Source organism: Pseudomonas asplenii (assembly GCF_900105475.1).
Taxonomy (GTDB): domain Bacteria; phylum Pseudomonadota; class Gammaproteobacteria; order Pseudomonadales; family Pseudomonadaceae; genus Aquipseudomonas; species Aquipseudomonas asplenii.
Genome location: NZ_LT629777.1, coordinates 2958569 through 2980114, shown reverse-complemented (window position 1 = coordinate 2980114; position 21546 = coordinate 2958569). Strand labels below are relative to the sequence as shown.

The window sequence follows — 21546 nt, the reverse complement described above, 5'->3', positions numbered from 1 at the left end:
AGTCCGAGCCTGCAGTTTTTTAAGAACAGCAGACTCCTCGATTAATTTTTTGAAAGGATTCAATAATAAATGGACATGAAAAACCGGATATCCAACGCAACGCCACCCGTTTCTTCAACCAACGTTCCCGACACCTCGCAACGCCCCGGCACACTGGACCTTGAGTTCGGTGAGTACCAGGACGGCATGGTGATCTTCTCCGAAGCCGGCCCTGGTTTCGTCGGCCCTTCACTCTTACAAAAAGAGGGACGGCATCTGTTTATCGGCGTTCATGACGCATCGTCCAACAGCATGATGCTGGCCGACTTCGTAGCCGAAGGTTTTTATTACAATCATTTCACTTCGTCCTTTCCAGGACCGAGCCGTACATTGATCAATGCGTCACTGGATAATGAACAGAACCTGGTGATACTGGGCAACTTCCGCGCCGATGAACAGGCCTTTTGCACGCGACTGACGACAACCGGCGAACGGGACCTGGCCTTTGGCGACCAGGGTGAAGTCCGACTGCCCTATCGGGCGCCCTGGACAGGCCGGGGGCATCGGATCACCCTGCAGACGGACGGTCATATCCTCATGCTGCTGAAAAAAACCGCCAAGGACGAACCGGAAAGGGACGTCATTGTGCGCCTGGACCGCAGCGGACACCTCGACCACGGCTTCGGTACCTGTGGCGTGGTCACCGCGCAGGAACCCGACATCGCCTTCGAGGCGCTTGCACTGCAGGCGGACGGCAAGCTGGTGGTCGCCGGCAGTCGCGGCCGCCGGGCTGTGCTGATGCGTTACGACAGTACCGGCCTGCCGGACGCCAGCTTCGGCAACGCGGGATATCTGGAGTTCGAGTCGATCAGCGAAGGCAACGCGACGCTGTTTGCCGTTGCCGTGCAACAAGACCAGAAAATCGTCGCCGCAGGTTCAGCGAACCTCCCACGCAATGTCGCACTACTGGTTCGCAGCACCGAGGAAGGCAGGCTCGATCCCGAGTTCAACACCGGCAGTCCGCTCGCCTTCCCTGGCATCGGCATATGCCTGGCAACCGTCATCCAGGAAGACGGCAGAATCGTCAGTGTGGGTCATATCGATAACGGCAGCCAGACCTGGCTGATGCGCCATCTGGGCAATGGCGAGGTGGACCGTGAGTTTGGCGACAAGGGGATCAGTCGCGTCAACCGTATCCCCGGTGACACCAGTTACTTCTCCCACCTGGAGCTGCAACCCGATGGCAAGATCCTGATTTCCGGGCGCTATGCCAGCCACTCGGCGGTGATCCGCTGTCACGGTAGTTAAAACCGTCGTGCGGGCGCCCTCACGGCGCCCGTCGTTTATCGACAGATCGGCAGCCAGACTTCGACTTTGCCGGTGCCCTGTTGCGGGTTGAAATCGGCACTGTAGCGCTCGAACTCCGGTGCATCGGCAGCCGTATGACCTGAGGTGGGCAACCACTCCTTCCAGATCGCCTCGAAGGTCTGCTTGAGAGTATCGAGTGACCCCTGATGCTCGAACACCGCATAGTGCTGCGGCTGTACCTCAACCCAGCGATACAGTTCGGGCAGGTCGTCGAGCTTGCTGATAGCGACTCCCGCAATGTACTCAAAACCGCCCTTACCGTCAGGATTACAGCAGATACCGTACGTTTCATCGCCCAACTGGCCCGGTACCTTTCCGATATGCGGTACGAAGGCATCCCACAGATCGGGGATGGCTGACGAAGTATCGGCGGTGAAACGTCCGCCCAGGCCGGCGATCAATTGAAAGTGACCGTGCTCGAAGCGCGGGGAGGCCAATACAGAGTGTGATGTGTCGTCCATGGTTACGAATCTCCGAAAGAGAAAAGAATCCGCGTCGCAGTATAGAAGTAAAAAAGACTCTGGACAGACGGCCATCAGCGCCATTATCTTCTGCGGCGCAGGCCACCGCAGTGGCCAACGTCGCTCGGACGGTTCCGGGCGCTTACGTATCAGAGGCCTCCATGGCAGACCAAGGTTCGCCGCGCCGCTTTGCGCGCATCGATCGACTCCCCCCCTATGTGTTCAATATCACTGCCGAGCTGAAGATGGCCGCCCGTCGTCGTGGCGAAGACATCATCGACTTGAGCATGGGTAATCCCGACGGTGCGACGCCGCCGCATATCGTCGAGAAACTGGTGACCGTCGCCCAGCGCGAAGATACCCATGGCTACTCCACCTCCAAGGGCATCCCACGACTGCGCCGGGCAATTTCCCACTGGTACAAGGATCGCTACGACGTCGAAATCGACCCGGAAAGCGAAGCCATCGTCACCATCGGTTCGAAAGAGGGTCTGGCGCACCTGATGCTCGCCACGCTCGACCAGGGCGATACCGTCCTGGTACCCAACCCCAGCTATCCGATTCATATCTACGGTGCAGTGATCGCCGGCGCCCAGGTGCGTTCGGTACCGCTGGTGCCAGGCGTGGACTTCTTCGCTGAACTGGAGCGGGCCATCCGCGGCTCGATCCCCAAGCCGAAGATGATGATCCTCGGTTTCCCGTCGAATCCGACCGCACAGTGTGTCGAGCTGGATTTCTTCGAACGGGTGATTGCCCTGGCCAAGCAGTACGACGTACTGGTGATCCACGATCTGGCCTACGCCGATATCGTCTACGACGGTTGGAAAGCCCCGTCGATCATGCAGGTGCCGGGTGCCAAGGATATCGCGGTGGAGTTCTTCACCCTGTCCAAGAGCTACAACATGGCCGGCTGGCGGATCGGCTTCATGGTCGGCAACCCGGAACTGGTCAACGCCCTGGCACGGATCAAGAGCTACCACGACTACGGTACCTTCACCCCCTTGCAGGTGGCGGCCATCGCGGCCCTGGAAGGCGATCAGCAGTGCGTGCGAGATATCGCCGAACAGTATCGGCAACGCCGCAATGTACTGGTCAAGGGTCTGCATGAACTGGGCTGGATGGTCGAGAACCCCAAGGCCTCGATGTATGTCTGGGCGAAGATTCCCGAGGCCTATGCACACCTGGGCTCACTGGAGTTCGCCAAGAAGCTGCTGGCCGAGGCCAAGGTCTGCGTCTCACCGGGCTTGGGCTTTGGTGAGTACGGCGACGACCATGTACGGTTCGCGCTGATCGAGAACCAGGACCGTATTCGCCAGGCGGTACGTGGCATTCGCAGCATGTTCCGCGCCGATGGCCTGGTGAAGAAAACCGCCGAGGGCTGATCCGCCTCTTTGCAGCAGCCAGCTTACTGGCGATGACGTCCGTGAGGTCGATACAAGACCCACTGCCCTCATCGCCAGCAAGCAGGCGCCTACAAGAATCAGACCACCAGCGACAGCAACAGAATAAACACCAGCCCCACCACCGACAGGATGGTCTCCATCGCGGTCCAGGTCTTGAAGGTCTCGGCCACGGTCATGTTGAAGTACTGCTTGACCAGCCAGAACCCCGCATCGTTGACGTGAGACAGAATCAGCGAGCCCGCTCCCGTCGCCAACACCAGCAATTCACGGTTCACCCCGGGAATCAGGTCCACCACCGGCATCACGATCCCGGCACCGGTAATGGTCGCCACCGTCGCCGACCCCGTCGCCACGCGGATCACCGCCGCCACCAGCCACGCCAGCAGGATCGGCGAGATCTGCGCATTCACCGCGATATGGCCAATCACATCACCCACGCCGCTGGTCACCAGCATCTGCTTGAAGCCGCCCCCGGCACCGATGATCAGAATGATTGCCGCGGTCGGCGCCAGGCTCGCATCCAGCAGTTTGAGGATACGCTTGGAGTCCATGCCCTGGCGCTTGCCGAAGGTGTACAGCGCCAGCAGCAGGGCCAGCAGCAAGGCACTGATCGGGTGGCCGATCATGTCCATCCAGATGCGGAAGAAATGCCCGTCCGGTAAAACGACATCGGCGAAGGTCTTGAGCAGCATCAAAAACACCGGCAACAGCACGGTCACCAGGGTCACGCCGAAGCTGGGCAGGCTGCCAGACTCAGGCTCCCGAGCCAGTTGATCCACCAGTTCCTGCGAAGGATTACCAGGAATGTAGCGCGCAATGAAGGTGCCATAGATCGGACCGGCGATGATCGCGGTCGGCAGGGCAACGATCAATCCGTAGAGAATGGTCTTGCCGATGTCGGCGTTGAATACGCCGATCGCCAGCAGCGGTCCCGGATGCGGCGGCACCAGGCCATGCACTGCCGACAGCCCGGCCAGCAACGGGATACCGATCTTGATCAGCGACACACCGGTTCGCCGGGCAACGATGAACACCAGCGGGATCAGCAGCACGAAGCCGATTTCGAAGAACAGCGGAATCCCCACCAGGAACGCCGCGAACATCATTGCCCACTGCACCCGCTCCTTGCCGAAGGCACGGATCAGGGTCTGGGCGATCTGATCGGCACCACCCGAATCCGACATCATCTTGCCGAGCATGGTCCCCAACGCCAGGATGATGCCGACGAACCCCAGCACCCCGCCGAAACCGTCCTGGAACGCCTTGATGATCTTGTCCGCCGGCATGCCCGAGGTCAGGCCGAGAAACGCCGAGGAAATGATCAGGGCGATGAAGGGATGGATCTTGAACCGGGTGATCAGCACGATCAGCCCGATGATGGTGACCACTGCATCGAGCAGCAGATAGGTGTTGTGGGACAGTCCGAACATGAGGTGTCTCCTGGTTGTTGTTCTTATCGTATTCGTCAGTGAACGATAGCCTGGGGACAGCGCTATCTTTTCCAGTCGTTTTTTTCAGGACCTGATATCAGGCGCTTCGTTCCAGGCCGTTGGCCTGCCACCAGCGATTGGCCGATTGGGCCAATTGTTCGACGTCGCGGGTCGCATCGAGCGTCAAGGTCAGCGGCTCGTCCCGCGGTGATTCCAGCGCGGCGAACTGGCTGTCGATCAGGGTACCGGGCATGAAATGCCCAGGACGGTGGTTGACCCGCTCGGCAGCGACCGTCGGGGTCAGTTCGAGAAATACGAAGCCCAGTCCCGGTACGGCACGGCGCAGGCGTTCGCGATAGCGCAACTTCAATGCCGAGCAGGTCAGCACCGGATGTTCGCCAGTCGCCACGATCCGACGCAGCTCATCACACAGGGTGTCGAGCCAGCCGGCACGGTCTTCATCGGTAAGGGGGATACCGGCGCTCATCTTGGTGATGTTCGCCGCAGGGTGAAAGCTGTCGCCTTCGATCAGGGTTGCCGCGCCGAGCCGGCAGATAGCCTCGCCCACGCTGGACTTGCCGCAACCGGAAACGCCCATGATGACCAGGGCAGTGATGGGTTGACTCATCTAACACCTCAGCACGAAGACAGCGCTGTCTTTGTCAGAGCTTCCGATACAGCAAAAGCAAAGCACAAAACACGCGTTGCCGACGTCTTCTTGTCGTTTTTATCGAGTGCCGCGCTACAGCTTGCAGGCGTTACCAGGCGAGTTCAGGCAAACCGCACCCAGGCAATTGCAGGCCCATCGAGACAGCGCTACCTTAGTACCTCGAATTTTGTTTGGCAAGCCGTCCGATGACCTCGACCAAGAACGACAAGAACCCCCGCACGACGGGCCGCCCTACCCTCAACGAAGTCGCACGCCTGGCCGGTGTCAGCCCGATCACCGCGTCCCGTGCGCTGCGCGGCATCAGCAGCGTGGCCACGGATCTGGTGGAAAAGGTCCGACGGGCGGCCGAAGAATTGAACTACGTGGTCAACCCAGCGGCCAGGGCCCTGGCTTCGGCCCAGAGTCATTCGGTGGTGGTGCTGGTGCCGTCGCTGTCCAACCTGCTGTTCATCGATACCCTCGAAGCGATTCACAAGGTACTGCGGCCACGCGGTTTCGAAGTGCTGATCGGCAACTGCCACTATTCCCGCGACGAAGAGGAAAACCTGCTGCGCAACTACCTGGCCTACCAGCCGCGTGGCCTGCTGCTGACCGGTTTCGATCGTTCGGAAAGTGCCCGACGGATGATCGAAACGAGCAATGTGCCGTGTGTCTACATGATGGACCTTGATCCCGGCGCGGGAGTGAATTGCGTGGGCTTCTCGCAACAACGCGCCGGGGCCACCGCCGCCGAGCACCTGATTTCCCGGGGCCGACGCAACCTGGCCTACATCGGCGCGCAGTTGGACCAGCGCACCCTGCTGCGCGGCGAAGGCTTTCGCCAGGCGTTGCAACAGGCTGGCCTCTACAATCCGGACCTGGAGTTACTGACACCTCGGCCGTCATCGGTAGGGCTCGGCGGTGAACTGTTTCTACAGATGATGAACAGCCACCCGCAGGTCGACGGGATTTTCTTCGGCAATGACGACCTGGCACAGGGCGCCTTGCTCGAAGCGATGCGCTGCGGCATCAAGATACCGGAGCAGGTGGCGGTCCTGGGCTTCAACGACTTGCCGGTATCGGCCTTCATGGTCCCGCGCCTGAGCAGCATCCGCACCCCACGCGAAGCCATCGGGCAGCGCGCGGCGGAACAGTTGCTGAACCTGATGGCGGGCAACGCCGTACCCCAGCCGGTGGTGGACATGGGTTTCGAACTGATGGTGCGCGAGAGCAGTTGAGCCGCGCACCGACTTTGCAGGTCACGCGCCCCTGCCCGTGAATCGTCAGGAGCTGACGCTTCACAAGCAGGCGGCAAGTATCGCGGCCATCCCTGCGGATGGCCGGCCACTCACAGCGAGTTGACGTACACCGATTTCGCCACCAGGTACGGTTCCAGCGCCTCCGGTCCCCCTTCGGAACCGTAGCCGGAATCCTTCACCCCGCCAAACGGCATCTCAGCCCAAGGCGTCATCGCCTGGTTGATCCACAGCATGCCGGCCTCGACCCGCTGGGTCAGCCGGTGCACGTTGGCGAACGAACGGGTGAAGGCATAGGCGGCCAGGCCATAGGGCAAGCGGTTGGCTTCGGCGATGGCCTCGTCGAGCGAGTCGAAACCCCGTACGGCGGCAACCGGACCGAACGGTTCATTGTTGAACACATCCGCATCCAGAGGCACACCGGACAGGATGGTCGGGGCGAAGAAGTTACCGGTGTTGCCGATCCGTTCGCCACCGGTTTCCAGACGCGCACCACTGGCCAGCGCGCTCTCGACCACCTGGCTCATCGCACTCAGGCGCCGACCGTTGGCCAGCGCGCCGAGGGTGGTGTCGGCGTCCAGGCCATTGCCGACCTTGAGCGACTCGGCATAACGAACCATCTCCCGGGTGAACTCCTCACGGATGCTGTTGTGCACCAGAAACCGCGTCGGCGAAATGCACACCTGTCCGGCATTGCGGAACTTGGCGCCGGCCATGGCCTTGACCGCCGCCTCGACATCGGCGTCCTCGGCGATAATCACCGGCGCATGCCCGCCCAGTTCCATCGTCGCCCGCTTCATGTGCTGACCGGCCAGCGCCGCCAGGTGCTTGCCCACCGGAGTCGAGCCGGTGAACGTGACCTTGCGCACCACCGGGTGGGCAATCAGGTAGGAGGAAATCTGTGCCGGATCGCCGAATACCAGCCCGACCACCCCCGGTGGCACGCCGGCATCGACAAACGCCCGCAGCAAGGCGGCTGGCGACGCAGGGGTTTCCTCGGGTGCCTTGACCAGGAAGGAACAGCCGGTGGCCAGTGCGGCACACAGCTTGCGCACCACCTGGTTGACCGGGAAGTTCCACGGGGTGAACGCCGCGACCGGGCCAACCGGCTCTCGCACCACGGTCTGCTGCACGGCAACGTTGCGCGATGGGACGACTCGACCATAGACCCGCCGCCCTTCGTCGGCGAACCATTCGATGATATCGGCGGCGGAGTTGACCTCCACCCGCGACTCGGCAATCGGCTTGCCCTGCTCCAGAGTCAGCAACTGCGCGATGCCTTCGGCACGCTCGCGAACCAACTGCGCCGCCTTGCGCATGATCTGCGCCCGCTCGTTGGCCGGCACCCAGCGCCACACGTCAAAGCCGCGTTGCAGGGCCGCCAGGGCCCGGTCCAGATCGGCGATATCGGCATGGGCAACCTGGCCGATGACCAGGCCGGTGGCCGGGTTCAGCACATCGATCGTCTTGCCGCTCTGCGCATCGCTCCATACACCATCGATCAGCAGTTGCGTATTCACATAATTCGCATCGGTCATCGGTACTCTCCCAAATAATCCTTCACGGCGTCGACGGCAGACCACTGAACGCGCGATTGCCCAGGGCTGCAAGTAAACGTTCAAAATGCCAGTGCGGCAAACCCGGCGGCAAGAATTGTCCGCTTTCCGGCCAGAGGCTGCAGGTCTGTATCGCGCCAAGCGCATCAAATCGGGCTTTGTAGCAACCGGCATACAAATTGCTCAGACCTCAAGGTCTTTTTAACACTCAGGTATTTATCCCATGTTGGTCAATGCCCGTCATACGCCGGTGATCCAGCCCACCTACCGTTCGGACCTGGACCCGACCACCGTCGCCAACAACGCGCTGTCCAGCGGTTTCGTCCAAACCGCCCAGGCTGCGGCCGGCCTCACCTCGGGTGCAACCACCCAGAGTGCCGCCGACAAGGTGGCCGACAACGTCAGTGCCGCGTTCGCCAAGACCCGCGTACACCTGCAAGCCAAGGTACCGGACGTGGCCGCTGCAGCCACCCTCACCGCCACACCACCGAGCACCCGCACCGCGCCCACCGCCACCAGTACCGACAGCGATGCGATGAAAGAATTCAAGGACTTCATGAACAAGTCGCCGACCGAACGCCTGCGCGACCAGTTGCTCAAGGATCAGGGGCTGACCGAGGCAAGCTTCCAGCAGTTGCCACCCGAACAGCAGCAGGCGATCAACAACCAGATCGCCGAACGCATCAAGGAACAACTCAACGCACAGAACGCAAAGAACAGCCCTGATCCGGTCGAGCAGCAGACCGCCAGCGCGTTCCTCACCAGCCCTACCTGACCGGTGGGATCAGCGATACGACGCGCCCACCGGGCCAGGCAGGTCGCCAGTCATATGGCCGACTGATCCAGCATCTCGAACAACGCCGCCACTGCCGCGCGCTGGCTGGCCGCGGGACAAGCCACCAGGGCAAACCGACGCTCGACGGGGATATCCAGGGGCAGCACCCGCAGGCCCCTGCGCTCTGGCGGCAAGGTCAGCTCCGGCACCAGGCTCACACCAAGGTTCTCCCGTACCAGGGCGAAAGCGCTGCTCCACTCGCGCACCTCGACCCGCACATCCGCAAGTTGCAGACCAGCCTCGGCAGCGAGGCTGCGGGCGTTGACCGTACAGCCGCCGGTCGCCAGCACAAAGGGCTCGGCCACCAGTTCCGCGAGGCTGACCCGTCCCTCAAGGCCACGAGCCGCCAGATGATGTCCCAAAGGCAGCACCGCCACCCAGCGATCGCGCCCCAGCTCACGGGCTGCACGCCCCGGCTCCGGGTTGAGCACCACCCCGACATCCACCAGGTTACCGGCGAGCATCGCCTCGACCTCATGATCGCTGACCTCCAGCGCGATCACCTCGATACCGGGATAGCGCTGGCGAAAACGCTGCAGCAACGGCGGCAACAAAGTGCTCAGGACCATGGGGAAACTCGCCAGCCGGATCGTACCGCGTGCCAGGCCCTTGGCGCTGTCGACCCGCTGACGAATGTTCTGCAGCGCACCGAGCATCAACCGCGCCTGCTCCAGCACGTGCAACCCGACAGCCGTCGGCACCGCCTGGCGCGCCTCGCGGACGAACAACTGCACGCCGAGTGTTTCTTCCATCCCGGCCAGGGCCTGGCTGGCGGCCGACTGAGTCATGCCGACCTGCTCGGCGGCGCGAGTGATAGTGCCACTGTCGAGGATCGCCACCAGCAGACGCCAGTGCATCAGGTTCATCATTCCAGTAGCTGTCCTTATGGCAGGTTTCTGAAGGATTAATTTTACGCAAACTGGATGCGAATACGAGACTCTCGGTTCTGTGTTTTTGCCTCTGGAGTCCGTCGACCATGAAGTTGTATTACGCCCCTGAAACCTGCTCTCTGTCTCCTCACATCGTGCTGCGCGAACTCGACTTGCCGTTCGAAGGGGTTCGGGTCGACAACCGCAGTAAAATCACCGAGCACGGCGACGATTTCCGAAGCATCAACCCCAAGGGCTATGTCGCCGCGCTGCAACTGGACAATGGCGAGGTGCTGACCGAGGGCGCGGCCATCCTGCAGTTTCTCGCCGACCTCAAGCCATCGGCCGGACTGGCTCCGGCCAATGGCAGCTGGCAACGGGTGCGTCTGCAAGAGTGGCTTAATTTTCTTGGCAGCGAAGTGCACGCAACGATGGGACCGTTGTTCAACGCGGCGATCCCCGAGGAGGTCAAGGCAATCTTCCGCACGCGGCTGTTCCAGCGCTTCGCGTTGCTGGAAAGCACCCTGGCGCGGCAGGACTATCTGCTGGAGGGCGGCTTCAGCGTGGCGGATGTGTACCTGTTCACGGTAATGCGCTGGAACCGTTTCTTCGCTATCGACCTGGCGCCCTGGCCGGCGCTGGTGCGCTTCATGGCCCGCATCGGCGCACGACCGAGCGTGATCAGGGCGCTGGAGGCCGAATCGGCGCACGACCGAGCGTGATCAGGGCGCTGGAGGCCGAATCGGCTCAGTGAAGCCCCCCCACAGCCCGCAAGGGTGTTCGCAGGCCAGGACCATACCCACGGAGCTTTTCTGATAACCGCCCATACGCCTACAACCCAAACAACGCCAAGACTTTTATAATCACGCCCCCCAACCGCCCTCCCAAGCCCCATGCCCGATCTCGACTACAGCCCCCTCCCCCAATCACTGCGTCCCTTGCTCGACAAGTTTTACCGGGCGCACGGCTCTTCCATGCGCGCCAGCGGCGAAGGGCAATTGTGGGTGGCCCGCGATGGCGGGATCATCGCCGGTCTGTCTTTAACCGCGGTCATGGAAGGTTTCTGGCTCACCGGCCTGTTCGTCGAACCGCGCTGGCGTGGCCGGGGTGTGGCCGGGGAACTGATCGCCAACGCCCTGGCGACAGTTGCAGGACCCACCTGGCTGTTCTGCCATCCAGACCTGAGGGGGTTCTACGAGAAACTCGGCTTCAGCCACGCCACTCGACTGCCCCAGGCCCTGGCAGACCGGTTGGTCCGCTACTCACGCAACAAGTCGCTGATTGCCTTGGGCATCAGCTCGGCGGCGAAAAATGAGTGATCAGCCGCCGTTGGCTGCGTGACAGGTGTTCAGTCGTCGGCGGTCGGATCGAGATCGGGAAACAGCACCTGGGTAAAGCCGAACTTGCTGAAGTCGGTGATCCGCGACGGGTACAGACGTCCGATCAGGTGATCGCACTCATGCTGCACCACCCGCGCATGAAACCCTTCGGCGACCCGCACCAGCGGCTCGCCCTTGGGCGTGAAACCCTCATAGCGGATACGCCTGTAGCGCTCCACCGCGCCGCGCAGTCCCGGCACCGACAGACAACCTTCCCAGCCCTCTTCCAGTTCCGGCCCCAGGGGGGTGATCAGCGGATTGATCAGGATCGTCTGCGACACCGCCTCGGCTTCTGGATAACGCTCGCTGCGCTCGAAGCCGAAGATCACCAGTTGCAGGTCGACCCCGATCTGCGGCGCAGCCAGGCCAACCCCGCCGACATGCTCCATGGTCTGGAACATGTCGTCGATCAGTTGCCAGAGTTCCGGGCTGTCGAACATCTCGGGAGGAACCGGCGGCGCCACGCGCAACAGGCGTGCATCACCCATTTTCAGGATTTCACGGATCATGATCAGGCTTCGTCAGTAGTCGATTTGAGAGAGTGCTCGCGGCCGAGGCCATGGATCGGCGCCCGGTCGTCCTGCCCGTGGAAATCCTTCTCGCCGGGATTCTTGCCTTCGGACGACATGTGCTCGATCACCGCATTCATTTCCGCGCCCAGCAGCAGCACCGCCGCCGAGATATAGAAATACAGGAGCAACACGATGATCGCGCCGATACTGCCATACATCGCGTTGTAGTCGGCAAAGGTTTTCACGTAGTAGCCAAAGCCCAGGGAGGCAACGATCCACACCACCACCGCGAGCACCGACCCCGGGGTGATGAACACGAACTTCTGCTTCACATCCGGCATCACGTAGTACATCAGCGCCACGGCGAACATCAGCAGCAGCACGATCACCGGCCAGCGCAGGATGGTCCAGAGCGTCACGACGAACTCCTCCATACCGATCTGCCCGGCCAGCCAACTCATCACCTGCGGCCCGAGGACCATCAGCGCGGCGGCCGCGAGCAGCATGCCAGCGATGCCCACGGTATAGAAAATCGACAACGGCAGGCGTTTCCAGATCGGCCGACCCTCGGCTACATCGTAAGCGGCGTTCATCGCACTCATCATCAGCCGCACACCCGACGAGGCGGTCCACAGGGCGATGACGATACCCACCGAAAGCAGGCCGCCCTTGGATTGCTGCAACTGGTCGATCACCGGGTTGACCTGGTCCAGTGCCTGGGGCGGCAGCACCAGTTCCGACTGCATGCGCAACCAGCTGAAGAAGTCCGGCAGGTGCAGGAAGCCGATCAGGGCAATCAGGAACAGCAGGAAGGGGAACAGCGAAAACAGCATCTGGTAGGCCAGTGCCGACGCATAAGTCGACATCTCGTCGTCGACGAACTCCTTGACCGTACGGATCAATACACGGTGCAAGGGCAGACCACGCAAGTCCGGAAAAATCATAGGGTCTCCTTTCGCCGCAATCATGGAGTCAGTCAGCAGGCGACTCAAGGGTGGGTTTCCTGTTCACGGTAGCGCAGTTGGCAAGCGGTAAACAATTTCCGGGTTTGATACCCGCTTGCCGAGACAGCAGAACGGCCATCCTGGGATGGCCGCTCGGTCGATCATCGGTCGGTGTTTCAGGCCCGATCGATACCTTTCTTGATGGTTTCCTTGACGTTGCCCTTGGCTTTCTGGGCTTCGCCCTTCAGCTCCTGGGCTTTGCCTTCGGCACGCAGCCGATCATTGTCGGTGGCCTTGCCGATGGCTTGCTTGATGTTACCGACCGCTTCGTTCGCCGTGCCTTTGATCTTATCGCCAGTGCTGCTCATGATATTTCTCCGTTGGGAAATGCGGGGTATCCATATCGCTACACAAAATTGACCTTGTGGCGTTGCCAGGAGTTTCATTTTTTTCAGGAGGTTTTTTACAGAAGCCTTCAGAGGGGTTTTCACACAAGCCTGGTCAGCTCTTTCATCGCCGCAGACAGGTTTACCTTTATGTTTGCCGAGCAACCCCCGAGAATAGGCGGCAGATTCAGGCTACGGCGCTGAAGATCGATAACGGTGGGAAAGTAATGAAACTCGACAAAAAGCAGGCTATTGCCCGCAGGAACCAGGAACTGGGCGGTGCGGTGCTGGGTACGAACAACTGCCATTTCACCGAGCTGAGCCGCAACCGGAACATCTGGTGGTTCGACCTCCCGCTGGGACGCTTGGCTATCGGCCAGTACGAATGGGTGCATCTGCTGCTGCACACGCCCAGTACCGACCAGTTGCTGCACCTTAAGGTGCCAACGGTGTTCCTGCGCGAGAAGCTTGAAGGCCTGGAGGTGCGTAACGCCGGCAAGCGCAAGCCGACGCTGAGCCTGGAACTGAGCGCGGACAAGGACGCGTTTCTCCAGGATGTGCGGCCAAACGGTACCGGCGTGAATTTTGCGCAATTCCAGCAGTAAACCCAGGCTACTGAACGGACGTGTGTTGTCTGTAGGCCTGTGTGGTTTGAGAGCTTATGTGGCGAGCGGGCTTGCCCGCGCTGGGGCGCGAGACGGCCCTAAAACGGCAAAGCCCGCTCACCACCACATCAAAAACCGCCCGCAGAGCGCCCCGGAAAAAACAGAGCCCCGCAATGCGGGGCTCTGTTTTTTCGGCACAAGCGTCAGGCCGTCTTCTTCAGGCCGAGCTTCTTCAACTCTTCATCACGCAGCTCGCGGCGCAGGATCTTGCCAACGTTGGTGGTCGGCAGCGCATCGCGGAACTCGACGAACCGAGGCACCTTGTAGCCCGTGACATTGGCCCGCATGTGCTCCATCACCTGCTCCTTGGTCAGGGTCACACCCGGTTTGACGACGATGAAGATCTTGATCAGTTCGCCCGATTTCTCGTCCGGCACACCGATGGCCGCGCATTGCAGCACACCCGGCAACGTCGCCAGTACGTCCTCCAGTTCGTTCGGATAGACGTTGAAGCCCGATACCAGAATCATGTCCTTCTTGCGGTCGACAATCCGCATGTAGCCGTCCGGCTGGATGATCGCGATATCGCCAGTCTTCAACCAGCCTTCGCTGTCGAGGATCTCGTCGGTGGCATCCTGGCGCTGCCAGTAACCCTTCATCACCTGCGGGCCCTTGATGCACAGCTCACCGACTTCACCCAACGGCAGCTCGACACCTTCGTCGTTGATTACCTTGCACAAGGTCGATGGCACCGGGACACCAATGGTGCCCTGCTGGATATTCTGGCTCGGGTTGACCGACGCCACCGGGCTGGTTTCGGTCATGCCATAACCTTCGCAGATGGAACAGCCGGTCACGGCCTTCCAACGCTCGGATGCCGCCAGTTGCAAGGCCATGCCACCGGACAGAGTAACCTTGAGCGCGGAGAAGTCCAGCTTGCGGAACGCCTCGTTGTTGCACAGCGAAACAAACAGGGTATTGAGACCGACAAAGGCACTGAACTTCCACTTCGACAGTTCCTTGACCATCGCCGGCAGGTCGCGCGGGTTGCTGATCAGGATGTTGTGGTTGCCCAGCAGCATCACCGCCATGCAGTGAAAAGTGAAGGCATAGATATGGTAGAGCGGCAACGGCGTGATGACGATCTCACAGCCTTCCTTGAGTTCAGAACCCATCAGCGCTCTGCACTGCAACATGTTCGCCACCAGGTTGCGGTGGGTCAGCATCGCACCCTTGGCCACGCCGGTGGTGCCGCCGGTGTACTGCAACACCGCCACATCACCGCTGGCCGGATTGGCTTCCTGGACGGGTTGGCCAAGGCCCTTGCTCAGTACGTCGTTGAACCTGACGGCCTTGGGCAGGTGATAGGCCGGCACCATCTTCTTCACGTACTTGATGACACTGTTGATCAGCAGGCGCTTGAGCGGCGGCAACATGTCGGCCACTTCGGTGACGATGACATGCCGAACGCCGGTCTTGGGTACCACCGCCTCGGCCAGATGCGCCATGTTCGCCAGGCACACCAGCGCCTTGGCGCCGGAATCGTTGAACTGGTGTTCCATTTCCCGCGCGGTGTACAGCGGGTTGGTGTTGACCACGATCAGGCCGGCGCGAATGGCACCGAACACGGCAATCGGGTATTGCAGCAGATTCGGCAACTGCAAGGCGATCCGATCGCCCGGCTGCAGGTCCGTGTGCTGTTGCAGGTAGGCAGCGAAAGCCCCGGACAACTCATACAGCTCACCATAGGTAAGCGTCTTGCCGAGGTTGCTGAAGGCAGGCTTGCTGGCGAATCGTTGGCAAGACTGTTTCAATACCGTCTGAACATTCGGGTACTCATCTGGATTGATCTCGGCAGCAATCCCAGCTGGGTACTTATCCTTCCAAAAGTCTTCGATCATGGAAGCCCACTCCTCAGCAACGCGAATTCAGCACCGCATTTGATGCGATTATTATTTGTCTGTGTTTGTTATTGGGTGATCTGGCTTTAACCTACGCCGAGAAGTCACAAAGCGCGCCGAGAGTAGCAGCTTTGCCGAGGGTCGACTAGAGCCAAGCACGGCCCCTACAGTCATAAACATGACTGAAGAATAGCTATCAGTCATTTTAGAGCAAACAATCTATTTCTCGACTTACCCCTCTAGAGCAGGGTTTTCAGCCGTAAATGCTTCGCGGGCAAGCCCTGCTCCTACAGTTCTATGTCGTACATAAGTCACAAGTACGATACCGAACTGCAGGAGCGTGGCTTGCCCGCGAATAGGCCCGCAAGACCATCGCAAATCAACCCCTTAGGCGATATCGCGCAACTCCCGCCGCAGGATCTTGCCCACCGGCGTCATCGGCAGCGAATCTCGCAGCACGATATGCTTCGGTATCTTGTAGCCTGTGAAGTTCTCCTTGCAGTAGGCCTTGAGCTCCTCGACGCTCACTCCGGCCTCCCGCGCCACCACGAAGAGCTTCACCGCCTCGCCGGAACGCTCGTCCGGGACGCCGATTACCGCGCAATTGGCAACTTTCGGATGAGCCATCACCACGTCTTCGATTTCATTGGGATACACGTTGAAACCGGAGACGATGATCATGTCCTTCTTGCGATCGACGATGCGGACAAAACCATCCGTGTCGATCACTGCGATATCGCCGGTCTTGAACCAGCCCTCGTCATCGAGCACCTCAGCCGTTGCCTGCGGTTGCTGCCAGTAGCCCTTCATCACCTGCGGCCCCTTGATGCACAATTCGCCACGCTGCCCCAGCGGCTGCTCGACGCCATTGTCATCGGTGATTTTCAAGGCGGTACCCGGCAGCGGAAGGCCGACCGTACCCAGACGACCCAGTTCGCCATAGGGGTTGGTACACGCCACGGGAGAGGTTTCGGTCAGCCCGTAACCCTCGGTGATGCGACAGCCCGTGGTTTTCTGCCAGCGATCGGCGGTAGCCTTGACCAACGCAGTGCCACCGGAATTGGTGAGTTTGAGGGCGGAAAAATCCAGACTCTTGAACTGCGGGTGCTCCATCAGCGCAACAAATAGAGTGTTGAGCCCCAGCAGCGCGGAAAAACGCCACTTTTTCAGCTCCTTGACGAAGCCGTCGATGTCCCGTGGATTGCCGATCAGTACGTTATGGTTGCCGGTGACCATCATGCACATGCAGTGCGCGGTGAATGCATAGATGTGGTACAGCGGCAGCGGCGCGATGATCACCTCCTGGCCTTCCTTGAGCAACGGATGACCATCGGCGCCGATCTGGGACATGCAGGCTCGTGCCTGCTGCATGTTCGCCACCAGGTTGCCATGGGTCAGCATCGCCCCCTTGGCCAGGCCCGTGGTACCACCGGTGTACTGCAGTACCGCGACATCGTCGAGGCTGACCTGCAACGGCTGAATGTCCCGGCCACGTCCCAGGTGCAAGGCACTCTTGAACGAGATCGCCCGGGGCAGTTGGTAAGGCGGCACCAGCTTCTTCACCTTGTCGACCACCAGGTTGGTCAGCCAACCCTTGGCCGGCGACATCAGGTCGCCCATCTTCGCTTCGATCAGGAACTCGATGCCGGTATCGGGCAGCACCTCCTGAACCCGCGAGCCGAACAGGTTGAGGTATACCAGCGCACGGGCGCCGGAGTCCTTGAACTGATGGCGCATCTCGCGCACGGTATAAAGCGGGTTGGTGTTGACCACGATCAGCCCCGCCCGCATCGCACCAAACACCGCAATCGGATAGTGCAGCACATTGGGCAGTTGGACCGCGATGCGATCGCCGGGGCGCAGGTCGGTATGGGCTTGCAGGTAGCCGGCGAAGGCCGCGCTGTAACGCTCCAGTTCGGCGTAGCTGAGGGTCACGCCCATGCAGCTGAAAGCTGGGCGATCGGCGAATTTCTTGCAGGAACGCTCGAACACTTCGACCACCGACTTGTAGGCCCCCACCTCAATGTCCAGGGGCACGCCAGCCGGGCGTTTATCATTCCAGAAATCAGGTTGCATTATTCTTGTCCTCTTGCCTGAGCCTATCCGGAGCCGCCTTCGCCGAAACGAAAAAGGCGCTTCAGCGGACGGTAGCAGCAATGGGGAATCAGGCAAATATGCCGGACACACTCATTAACATCATGAATCTTGCTGCCAATGTGCAGCTTGGTCTGCTCCCGCGACGTGGATGCGCTATACAATGGGGCGACTGCGCATTGCCTCATCTGCCTCGTTTCATCCCGTGCAAAGGAACCGCCATGATCCATGACAGCTTCTGGCTGACCGCGAGTGACCACAGCCGCCTTTACGTCAATCGCTGGTTGCCGCAGGGTGAGCCCGTGGCGGTGATCATGCTGTCCCATGGCATGGCCGAGCACAGCGGGCGTTATGCCCGCCTGGCCGGGGCGTTGTGCGCGGCAGGATACGGGCTGTACGCCCCCGACCAGCGCGGCCATGGCAAAAGCGCCGAACATGCGGTGCTCGGGCACTATGCCGACCAGGACGGCTGGAGCGCCGTGGTCAGCGACCTGGCGAGCCTCGACCAATACATCGGCGAACAGCACCCTGGAAAGCCCATCATCCTGCTCGGCCACAGCATGGGCAGCTACATCGCCCAGGCCTACCTGCTGCATCACAGTGCCAGCCTGCAGGGCGCAATACTCAGCGGCTCGAACTTCCAGCCTGTTGCGCTCTACCGCGCAGCCCGCGCCATCGCCCGATTCGAGCGCTGGCGCCAGGGGCCGACCGGCCGCAGTGCGCTGATCGACTGGCTGTCGTTCGGCGCCTTCAACAAGGCCTTCAAGCCCAACCGTACGGCCTTCGACTGGCTCAGCCGCGATCCGGAGGAAGTCGACAAGTACATCGCCGACCCGCTCTGCGGCTTCCGTTGTACCAACCAGATGTGGATCGACATGCTCGGCGGCCTGCAGCAGATCAGCAAGCCCGGCAACCTCGCGCAGATAGACCCCGGCCTGCCGTTGCTGGTGATCGGTGGCGAACATGATCCGGTCAGCGAGGGCAAGCGTCTGAAGGATCTTGCCGACGCATTGCGCAATGCAGGTAGCCAGAACCTGCAATTGAGCGTCTACCCACAGGCGCGGCATGAACTCTTCAATGAAACCAACCGCGATGAAGTGACCCACGACGTGCTGCAGTGGCTGGAGCAGACCCTGGCGCATCGTCGCCCGGTGCATGCCGAATAATTTTTATCGTTTAAAATCAATAGCTTGATTTTAAAAGTATCTTCACAGGACAGGTATCAGATGACCCAGGTGACCAACACACCTTACGAAACCCTCGAAGTCGGCCAGACCGCTACCTACAGCAAGACCGTGGAAGAGCGCGACATCCAGCTGTTCGCTGCAATGTCCGGCGACCACAACCCGGTGCACCTGGATGCCGAGTTCGCCGCTGCGAGCATGTTCAAGGAACGCATCGCCCACGGCATGTTCAGCGGCGCGCTGATCAGCGCGGCGGTCGCTTGCGAACTGCCTGGGCCTGGCACTATTTACCTGGGTCAGCAAATGAGCTTCCAGAAACCGGTGAAGATCGGCGACACGTTGACCGTACGCCTGGAAATCCTCGAGAAGCTGCCCAAGTTTCGGGTGCGTATCGCCACCCGCGTGTTCAACCAGCGCGATGAGCTGGTAGTTGATGGCGAGGCGGAAATCCTTGCGCCCCGCAAACAGCAGACCGTGACCCTGACCAGCCCGCCACCGATCACCATCGGCGGCGTCTGAAGGTCAGACAGCGGTTGTACACATGCATAAAAAAACGCCGGCTGAACCGGCGTTTTTTCATTCACTCACTCAATCAGCTGGCGCGAGCAATGTTGCGTAGCGCCTTGACCTGGTCATGGTTGCGCAGCACACCCTGATACTGGCGATCGACCACATCGCGCAGGCCCAGCATATTGTGCTTGGCCAGCTTCTCCAGAGCTTCGCGATACTCCTTCTTGGCATGGTCTTCACCACGCTCGGCCTCGTTTAGCACTGCCTCTTCACCCTTACCGGTAAACAGCGACTTCACATCGACCCAACGACGATGCAGGTCGCCGGCGACACTGGTGGAAGTCTCCGGATCGCCACCGAGCTTACGCACTTCGGCCTGCAGTTCTGCAGCCGCAGCCGCACACTCGCTCGAACGTTTGGCGAACAGCGCCTTGAGTTCGGGATGCTTGATATCCTCGGCACAGGTCTTGAAGCCTTCCTGGCCGTCCTTGCTGACTTCGATCAGGTGGTTGAGGATCGAAATGGCTTCTTTATTCACATCGGTCATGACTCAATTCCTTCTGGTGGTGGAAGTTGAGTAGAACATTGCACTCGCCATGCCAGCCTGAAATATAGAATTTTTACCTTTAATTTCAATAACTTAAAAATATACGAAAAAACTGTATCACGGTTATTTGCATGATCTGTCAATTGGCCTGCATGCAGAATGCCGGTATTTTCCACCTTGCGTGAACACCTGAGGCAAGCCCCCGCATGAATCCTGAGAAACTCGAACTGCTGGTCACCCGTGAAATGCCCTTCGGCAAATACAAGGGGCGAATTCTCGCCGACCTGCCCGGCACCTACCTGAACTGGTTCGCCCGCGAAGGCTTCCCTCACGGTGAACTCGGTGGTCTGCTGGCGTTGATGCAGGAGATCGACCACAACGGACTCTCCGATCTGCTTGACCCGCTGCGCGCCAAACACGGCAAACCCAAACCCCGTCACTGACAGAAGGAAAGGCCCCGCCATGCCAGGGAATGAAGACAACGCCCGCAACGAGCACTTCTGGCAAGCCGTAGCCCAGCGCTACGACGTCGAGCCGGGTCCGATCAACCTGGAGAACGGCTACTTCGGCCGCATGAGCCGCAGGGTAATCGAGCACTACCAACACAATATCGACTTCATCAACCGCAGCAACTCGGTGCATGTGCGTCAGCATTTCGACCAGACCGGCATCGTCGAGATTCGTGCCGACCTCGCCGAACTCATGGGCCTCAGCGATCAATCGATCACCTTCAGCCCTAACGCCACCGCCTCCCTGCAAACGCTGATCCGCAACTACAACCGGCTGCAACCGGGTGACCAGGTGCTCTACAGCGATCTGGAATACGAGACGGTCAAGGGTGCACTGAACTGGCTGGAACGTTATCGCGGCGTGCAGGTGATCCGTATCGAGCACGCCCACCCGGCCAGCTTCGATTCGTTGCTGACGAGCTATCGCGAGGCGTTCGAACGCTACCCACGCCTGAAGCTGATGGCGTTGACCCATGTCACCCACCGTACCGGCCTGGTGATGCCGGTACAGGCCATCGTCGAGGCGGCCACCGAGCATGGCATCGAGGTGATTCTCGACGGCGCCCATGCGCTCGGACAAATCGACTTCGACTTGCAGAAACTGGGCGTGATGTTTGCCGGTTTCAACCTGCAGAAGTGGATCGGTGCCCCGCTGAGCCTGGGGGTGACCTACATCGCTCCCGAACGCCTGGCGGACATTGACCCGGACATGGGCGAGAGCCACTTTCCGCTGAGCGACATACGCTCGCGCACGCCCCACAGCACACCGAATATTCCGGCACTGATGACCCTGCCGACGGTGTTCGCCGAACATCGGGAAATCGGCGGTGCGGCGGCCAAGGGCGCGCGCCTGAACTATCTGCGCGACCTGTGGGTGAGCGAGGCACGCAGGATGCCCGGGATCGAGGTGGTCACCCCGGACGATCCACGCTTGTACGGCGCGATCACCTCGCTGCGCTTCACCCGCCACGCAGACCAGCAAGCGATGGTCGAGCGGCTGCTCAACGACTACAACCTGTTCACCGTGACCCGCAGCGGCTCGGCTTGTGGGCCATGTATTCGGGTCACGCCCGGGTTTACCACTTCGGTGCAGGACATTGACCAGTTGATCAAGGCGCTGGCTGAACTGAGTCGCTGAACACATTTTCTGCAGGCGAAAAAAAACGGTG

Annotated in this window: 22 protein-coding genes; 11 read left to right on the top strand and 11 right to left on the bottom strand. The window is 60.5% G+C overall.

Translation table 11 applies throughout. The features are described from left to right. Window positions 1-69: 69 nt before the first annotated feature. Window positions 70-1287 carry an NHL repeat-containing protein gene (locus tag BLU37_RS13635; protein ID WP_090205662.1) on the top strand — a complete coding sequence of 406 codons (1218 nt, stop codon included), beginning with the start codon at window positions 70-72 and terminating at the stop codon, window positions 1285-1287. Between the two features lie 35 nt (window positions 1288-1322). Here the strand turns inward: BLU37_RS13635 and BLU37_RS13630 are convergent, their stop codons facing one another. Further along, window positions 1323-1808: a GyrI-like domain-containing protein gene (locus BLU37_RS13630; RefSeq protein ID WP_010445505.1), complete on the bottom strand. Its 486-nt coding sequence runs from the start codon at window positions 1806-1808 to the stop codon at window positions 1323-1325. Window positions 1809-1969: 161 nt separating this feature from the next. Between BLU37_RS13630 and alaC the strand changes: the two genes are divergently transcribed. Continuing rightward, complete coding sequence (alaC, locus tag BLU37_RS13625; RefSeq protein WP_090205660.1) at window positions 1970-3190, top strand: alanine transaminase; 1221 nt, start codon at window positions 1970-1972, stop codon at window positions 3188-3190. Between the two features lie 98 nt (window positions 3191-3288). Here alaC and BLU37_RS13620 read toward each other — a convergent pair whose 3' ends face one another. Then, the gene (locus BLU37_RS13620; protein ID WP_081354358.1) at window positions 3289-4641 is read right to left on the bottom strand and encodes a GntP family permease; all 1353 of its coding nucleotides are present in this window, start codon (window positions 4639-4641) and stop codon (window positions 3289-3291) included. Window positions 4642-4738: 97 nt separating this feature from the next. Beyond that, a complete protein-coding gene (locus BLU37_RS13615; RefSeq protein WP_090205657.1) occupies window positions 4739-5269 on the bottom strand; it encodes a gluconokinase in 531 nt (176 codons plus the stop codon). A 227-nt stretch (window positions 5270-5496) separates the two neighbouring features. On the opposite strand from BLU37_RS13615, the gene gntR reads away from it, so the two are divergent. Further along, on the top strand, window positions 5497-6528 hold the full coding sequence (gene gntR / locus BLU37_RS13610) for an HTH-type transcriptional regulator GntR (RefSeq protein WP_090205654.1): 1032 nt from the start codon (window positions 5497-5499) through the stop codon (window positions 6526-6528). A gap of 110 nt (window positions 6529-6638) precedes the next feature. Here gntR and BLU37_RS13605 read toward each other — a convergent pair whose 3' ends face one another. Beyond that, window positions 6639-8084, bottom strand: coding sequence for an NAD-dependent succinate-semialdehyde dehydrogenase (locus BLU37_RS13605; RefSeq protein WP_090205652.1), 1446 nt, complete (start codon window positions 8082-8084; stop codon window positions 6639-6641). A gap of 241 nt (window positions 8085-8325) precedes the next feature. On the opposite strand from BLU37_RS13605, the gene BLU37_RS13600 reads away from it, so the two are divergent. Further along, complete coding sequence (locus BLU37_RS13600; protein ID WP_090205648.1) at window positions 8326-8877, top strand: hypothetical protein; 552 nt, start codon at window positions 8326-8328, stop codon at window positions 8875-8877. A gap of 50 nt (window positions 8878-8927) precedes the next feature. Here BLU37_RS13600 and BLU37_RS13595 read toward each other — a convergent pair whose 3' ends face one another. Continuing rightward, on the bottom strand, window positions 8928-9806 hold the full coding sequence (locus BLU37_RS13595) for a LysR family transcriptional regulator (protein WP_090205642.1): 879 nt from the start codon (window positions 9804-9806) through the stop codon (window positions 8928-8930). A 107-nt stretch (window positions 9807-9913) separates the two neighbouring features. Here BLU37_RS13595 and gstA point away from each other — a divergent pair, with 107 nt between their 5' ends. Together gstA and BLU37_RS13585 are read left to right on the top strand one after the other, a co-directional pair. Further along, window positions 9914-10528: a glutathione transferase GstA gene (gene gstA, locus BLU37_RS13590; protein ID WP_090205639.1), complete on the top strand. Its 615-nt coding sequence runs from the start codon at window positions 9914-9916 to the stop codon at window positions 10526-10528. A gap of 171 nt (window positions 10529-10699) precedes the next feature. After that, on the top strand, window positions 10700-11125 hold the full coding sequence (locus BLU37_RS13585; RefSeq protein ID WP_090205636.1) for a GNAT family N-acetyltransferase: 426 nt from the start codon (window positions 10700-10702) through the stop codon (window positions 11123-11125). A gap of 29 nt (window positions 11126-11154) precedes the next feature. On the opposite strand, the gene def is transcribed toward BLU37_RS13585, so the two are convergent. From def to BLU37_RS13570, 3 genes are all read right to left on the bottom strand, one after another. After that, window positions 11155-11694: a peptide deformylase gene (gene def / locus BLU37_RS13580; RefSeq protein WP_090205633.1), complete on the bottom strand. Its 540-nt coding sequence runs from the start codon at window positions 11692-11694 to the stop codon at window positions 11155-11157. 2 nt (window positions 11695-11696) lie between these two features. After that, window positions 11697-12641 carry a YihY/virulence factor BrkB family protein gene (locus tag BLU37_RS13575; protein ID WP_090205630.1) on the bottom strand — a complete coding sequence of 315 codons (945 nt, stop codon included), beginning with the start codon at window positions 12639-12641 and terminating at the stop codon, window positions 11697-11699. Window positions 12642-12817: 176 nt separating this feature from the next. Then, a complete protein-coding gene (locus tag BLU37_RS13570) occupies window positions 12818-13009 on the bottom strand; it encodes a CsbD family protein (protein WP_010445517.1) in 192 nt (63 codons plus the stop codon). Window positions 13010-13254: 245 nt separating this feature from the next. Here BLU37_RS13570 and BLU37_RS13565 point away from each other — a divergent pair, with 245 nt between their 5' ends. Then, on the top strand, window positions 13255-13632 hold the full coding sequence (locus BLU37_RS13565; RefSeq protein ID WP_010445518.1) for a hypothetical protein: 378 nt from the start codon (window positions 13255-13257) through the stop codon (window positions 13630-13632). A gap of 203 nt (window positions 13633-13835) precedes the next feature. On the opposite strand, the gene fadD1 is transcribed toward BLU37_RS13565, so the two are convergent. Continuing rightward, on the bottom strand, window positions 13836-15533 hold the full coding sequence (gene fadD1 / locus BLU37_RS13560) for a long-chain-fatty-acid--CoA ligase FadD1 (RefSeq protein WP_010448665.1): 1698 nt from the start codon (window positions 15531-15533) through the stop codon (window positions 13836-13838). Window positions 15534-15920: 387 nt separating this feature from the next. After that, complete coding sequence (gene fadD2 / locus BLU37_RS13555; RefSeq protein WP_090205627.1) at window positions 15921-17609, bottom strand: long-chain-fatty-acid--CoA ligase FadD2; 1689 nt, start codon at window positions 17607-17609, stop codon at window positions 15921-15923. A 239-nt stretch (window positions 17610-17848) separates the two neighbouring features. Between fadD2 and BLU37_RS13550 the strand changes: the two genes are divergently transcribed. Both BLU37_RS13550 and BLU37_RS13545 read left to right on the top strand, forming a co-directional pair. Continuing rightward, window positions 17849-18793 carry an alpha/beta hydrolase gene (locus BLU37_RS13550; RefSeq protein ID WP_019363396.1) on the top strand — a complete coding sequence of 315 codons (945 nt, stop codon included), beginning with the start codon at window positions 17849-17851 and terminating at the stop codon, window positions 18791-18793. A gap of 60 nt (window positions 18794-18853) precedes the next feature. Continuing rightward, the gene (locus BLU37_RS13545) at window positions 18854-19330 is read left to right on the top strand and encodes a MaoC family dehydratase (protein ID WP_010448668.1); all 477 of its coding nucleotides are present in this window, start codon (window positions 18854-18856) and stop codon (window positions 19328-19330) included. 73 nt (window positions 19331-19403) lie between these two features. Here BLU37_RS13545 and BLU37_RS13540 read toward each other — a convergent pair whose 3' ends face one another. After that, a complete protein-coding gene (locus tag BLU37_RS13540; RefSeq protein ID WP_010448670.1) occupies window positions 19404-19868 on the bottom strand; it encodes a PA2169 family four-helix-bundle protein in 465 nt (154 codons plus the stop codon). Window positions 19869-20074: 206 nt separating this feature from the next. Here BLU37_RS13540 and BLU37_RS13535 point away from each other — a divergent pair, with 206 nt between their 5' ends. Both BLU37_RS13535 and BLU37_RS13530 read left to right on the top strand, forming a co-directional pair. Further along, window positions 20075-20311 carry a DUF3820 family protein gene (locus BLU37_RS13535; protein WP_090205624.1) on the top strand — a complete coding sequence of 79 codons (237 nt, stop codon included), beginning with the start codon at window positions 20075-20077 and terminating at the stop codon, window positions 20309-20311. 19 nt (window positions 20312-20330) lie between these two features. Next, the gene (locus BLU37_RS13530; protein ID WP_090205621.1) at window positions 20331-21515 is read left to right on the top strand and encodes an aminotransferase class V-fold PLP-dependent enzyme; all 1185 of its coding nucleotides are present in this window, start codon (window positions 20331-20333) and stop codon (window positions 21513-21515) included. Window positions 21516-21546 lie beyond the last annotated feature (31 nt).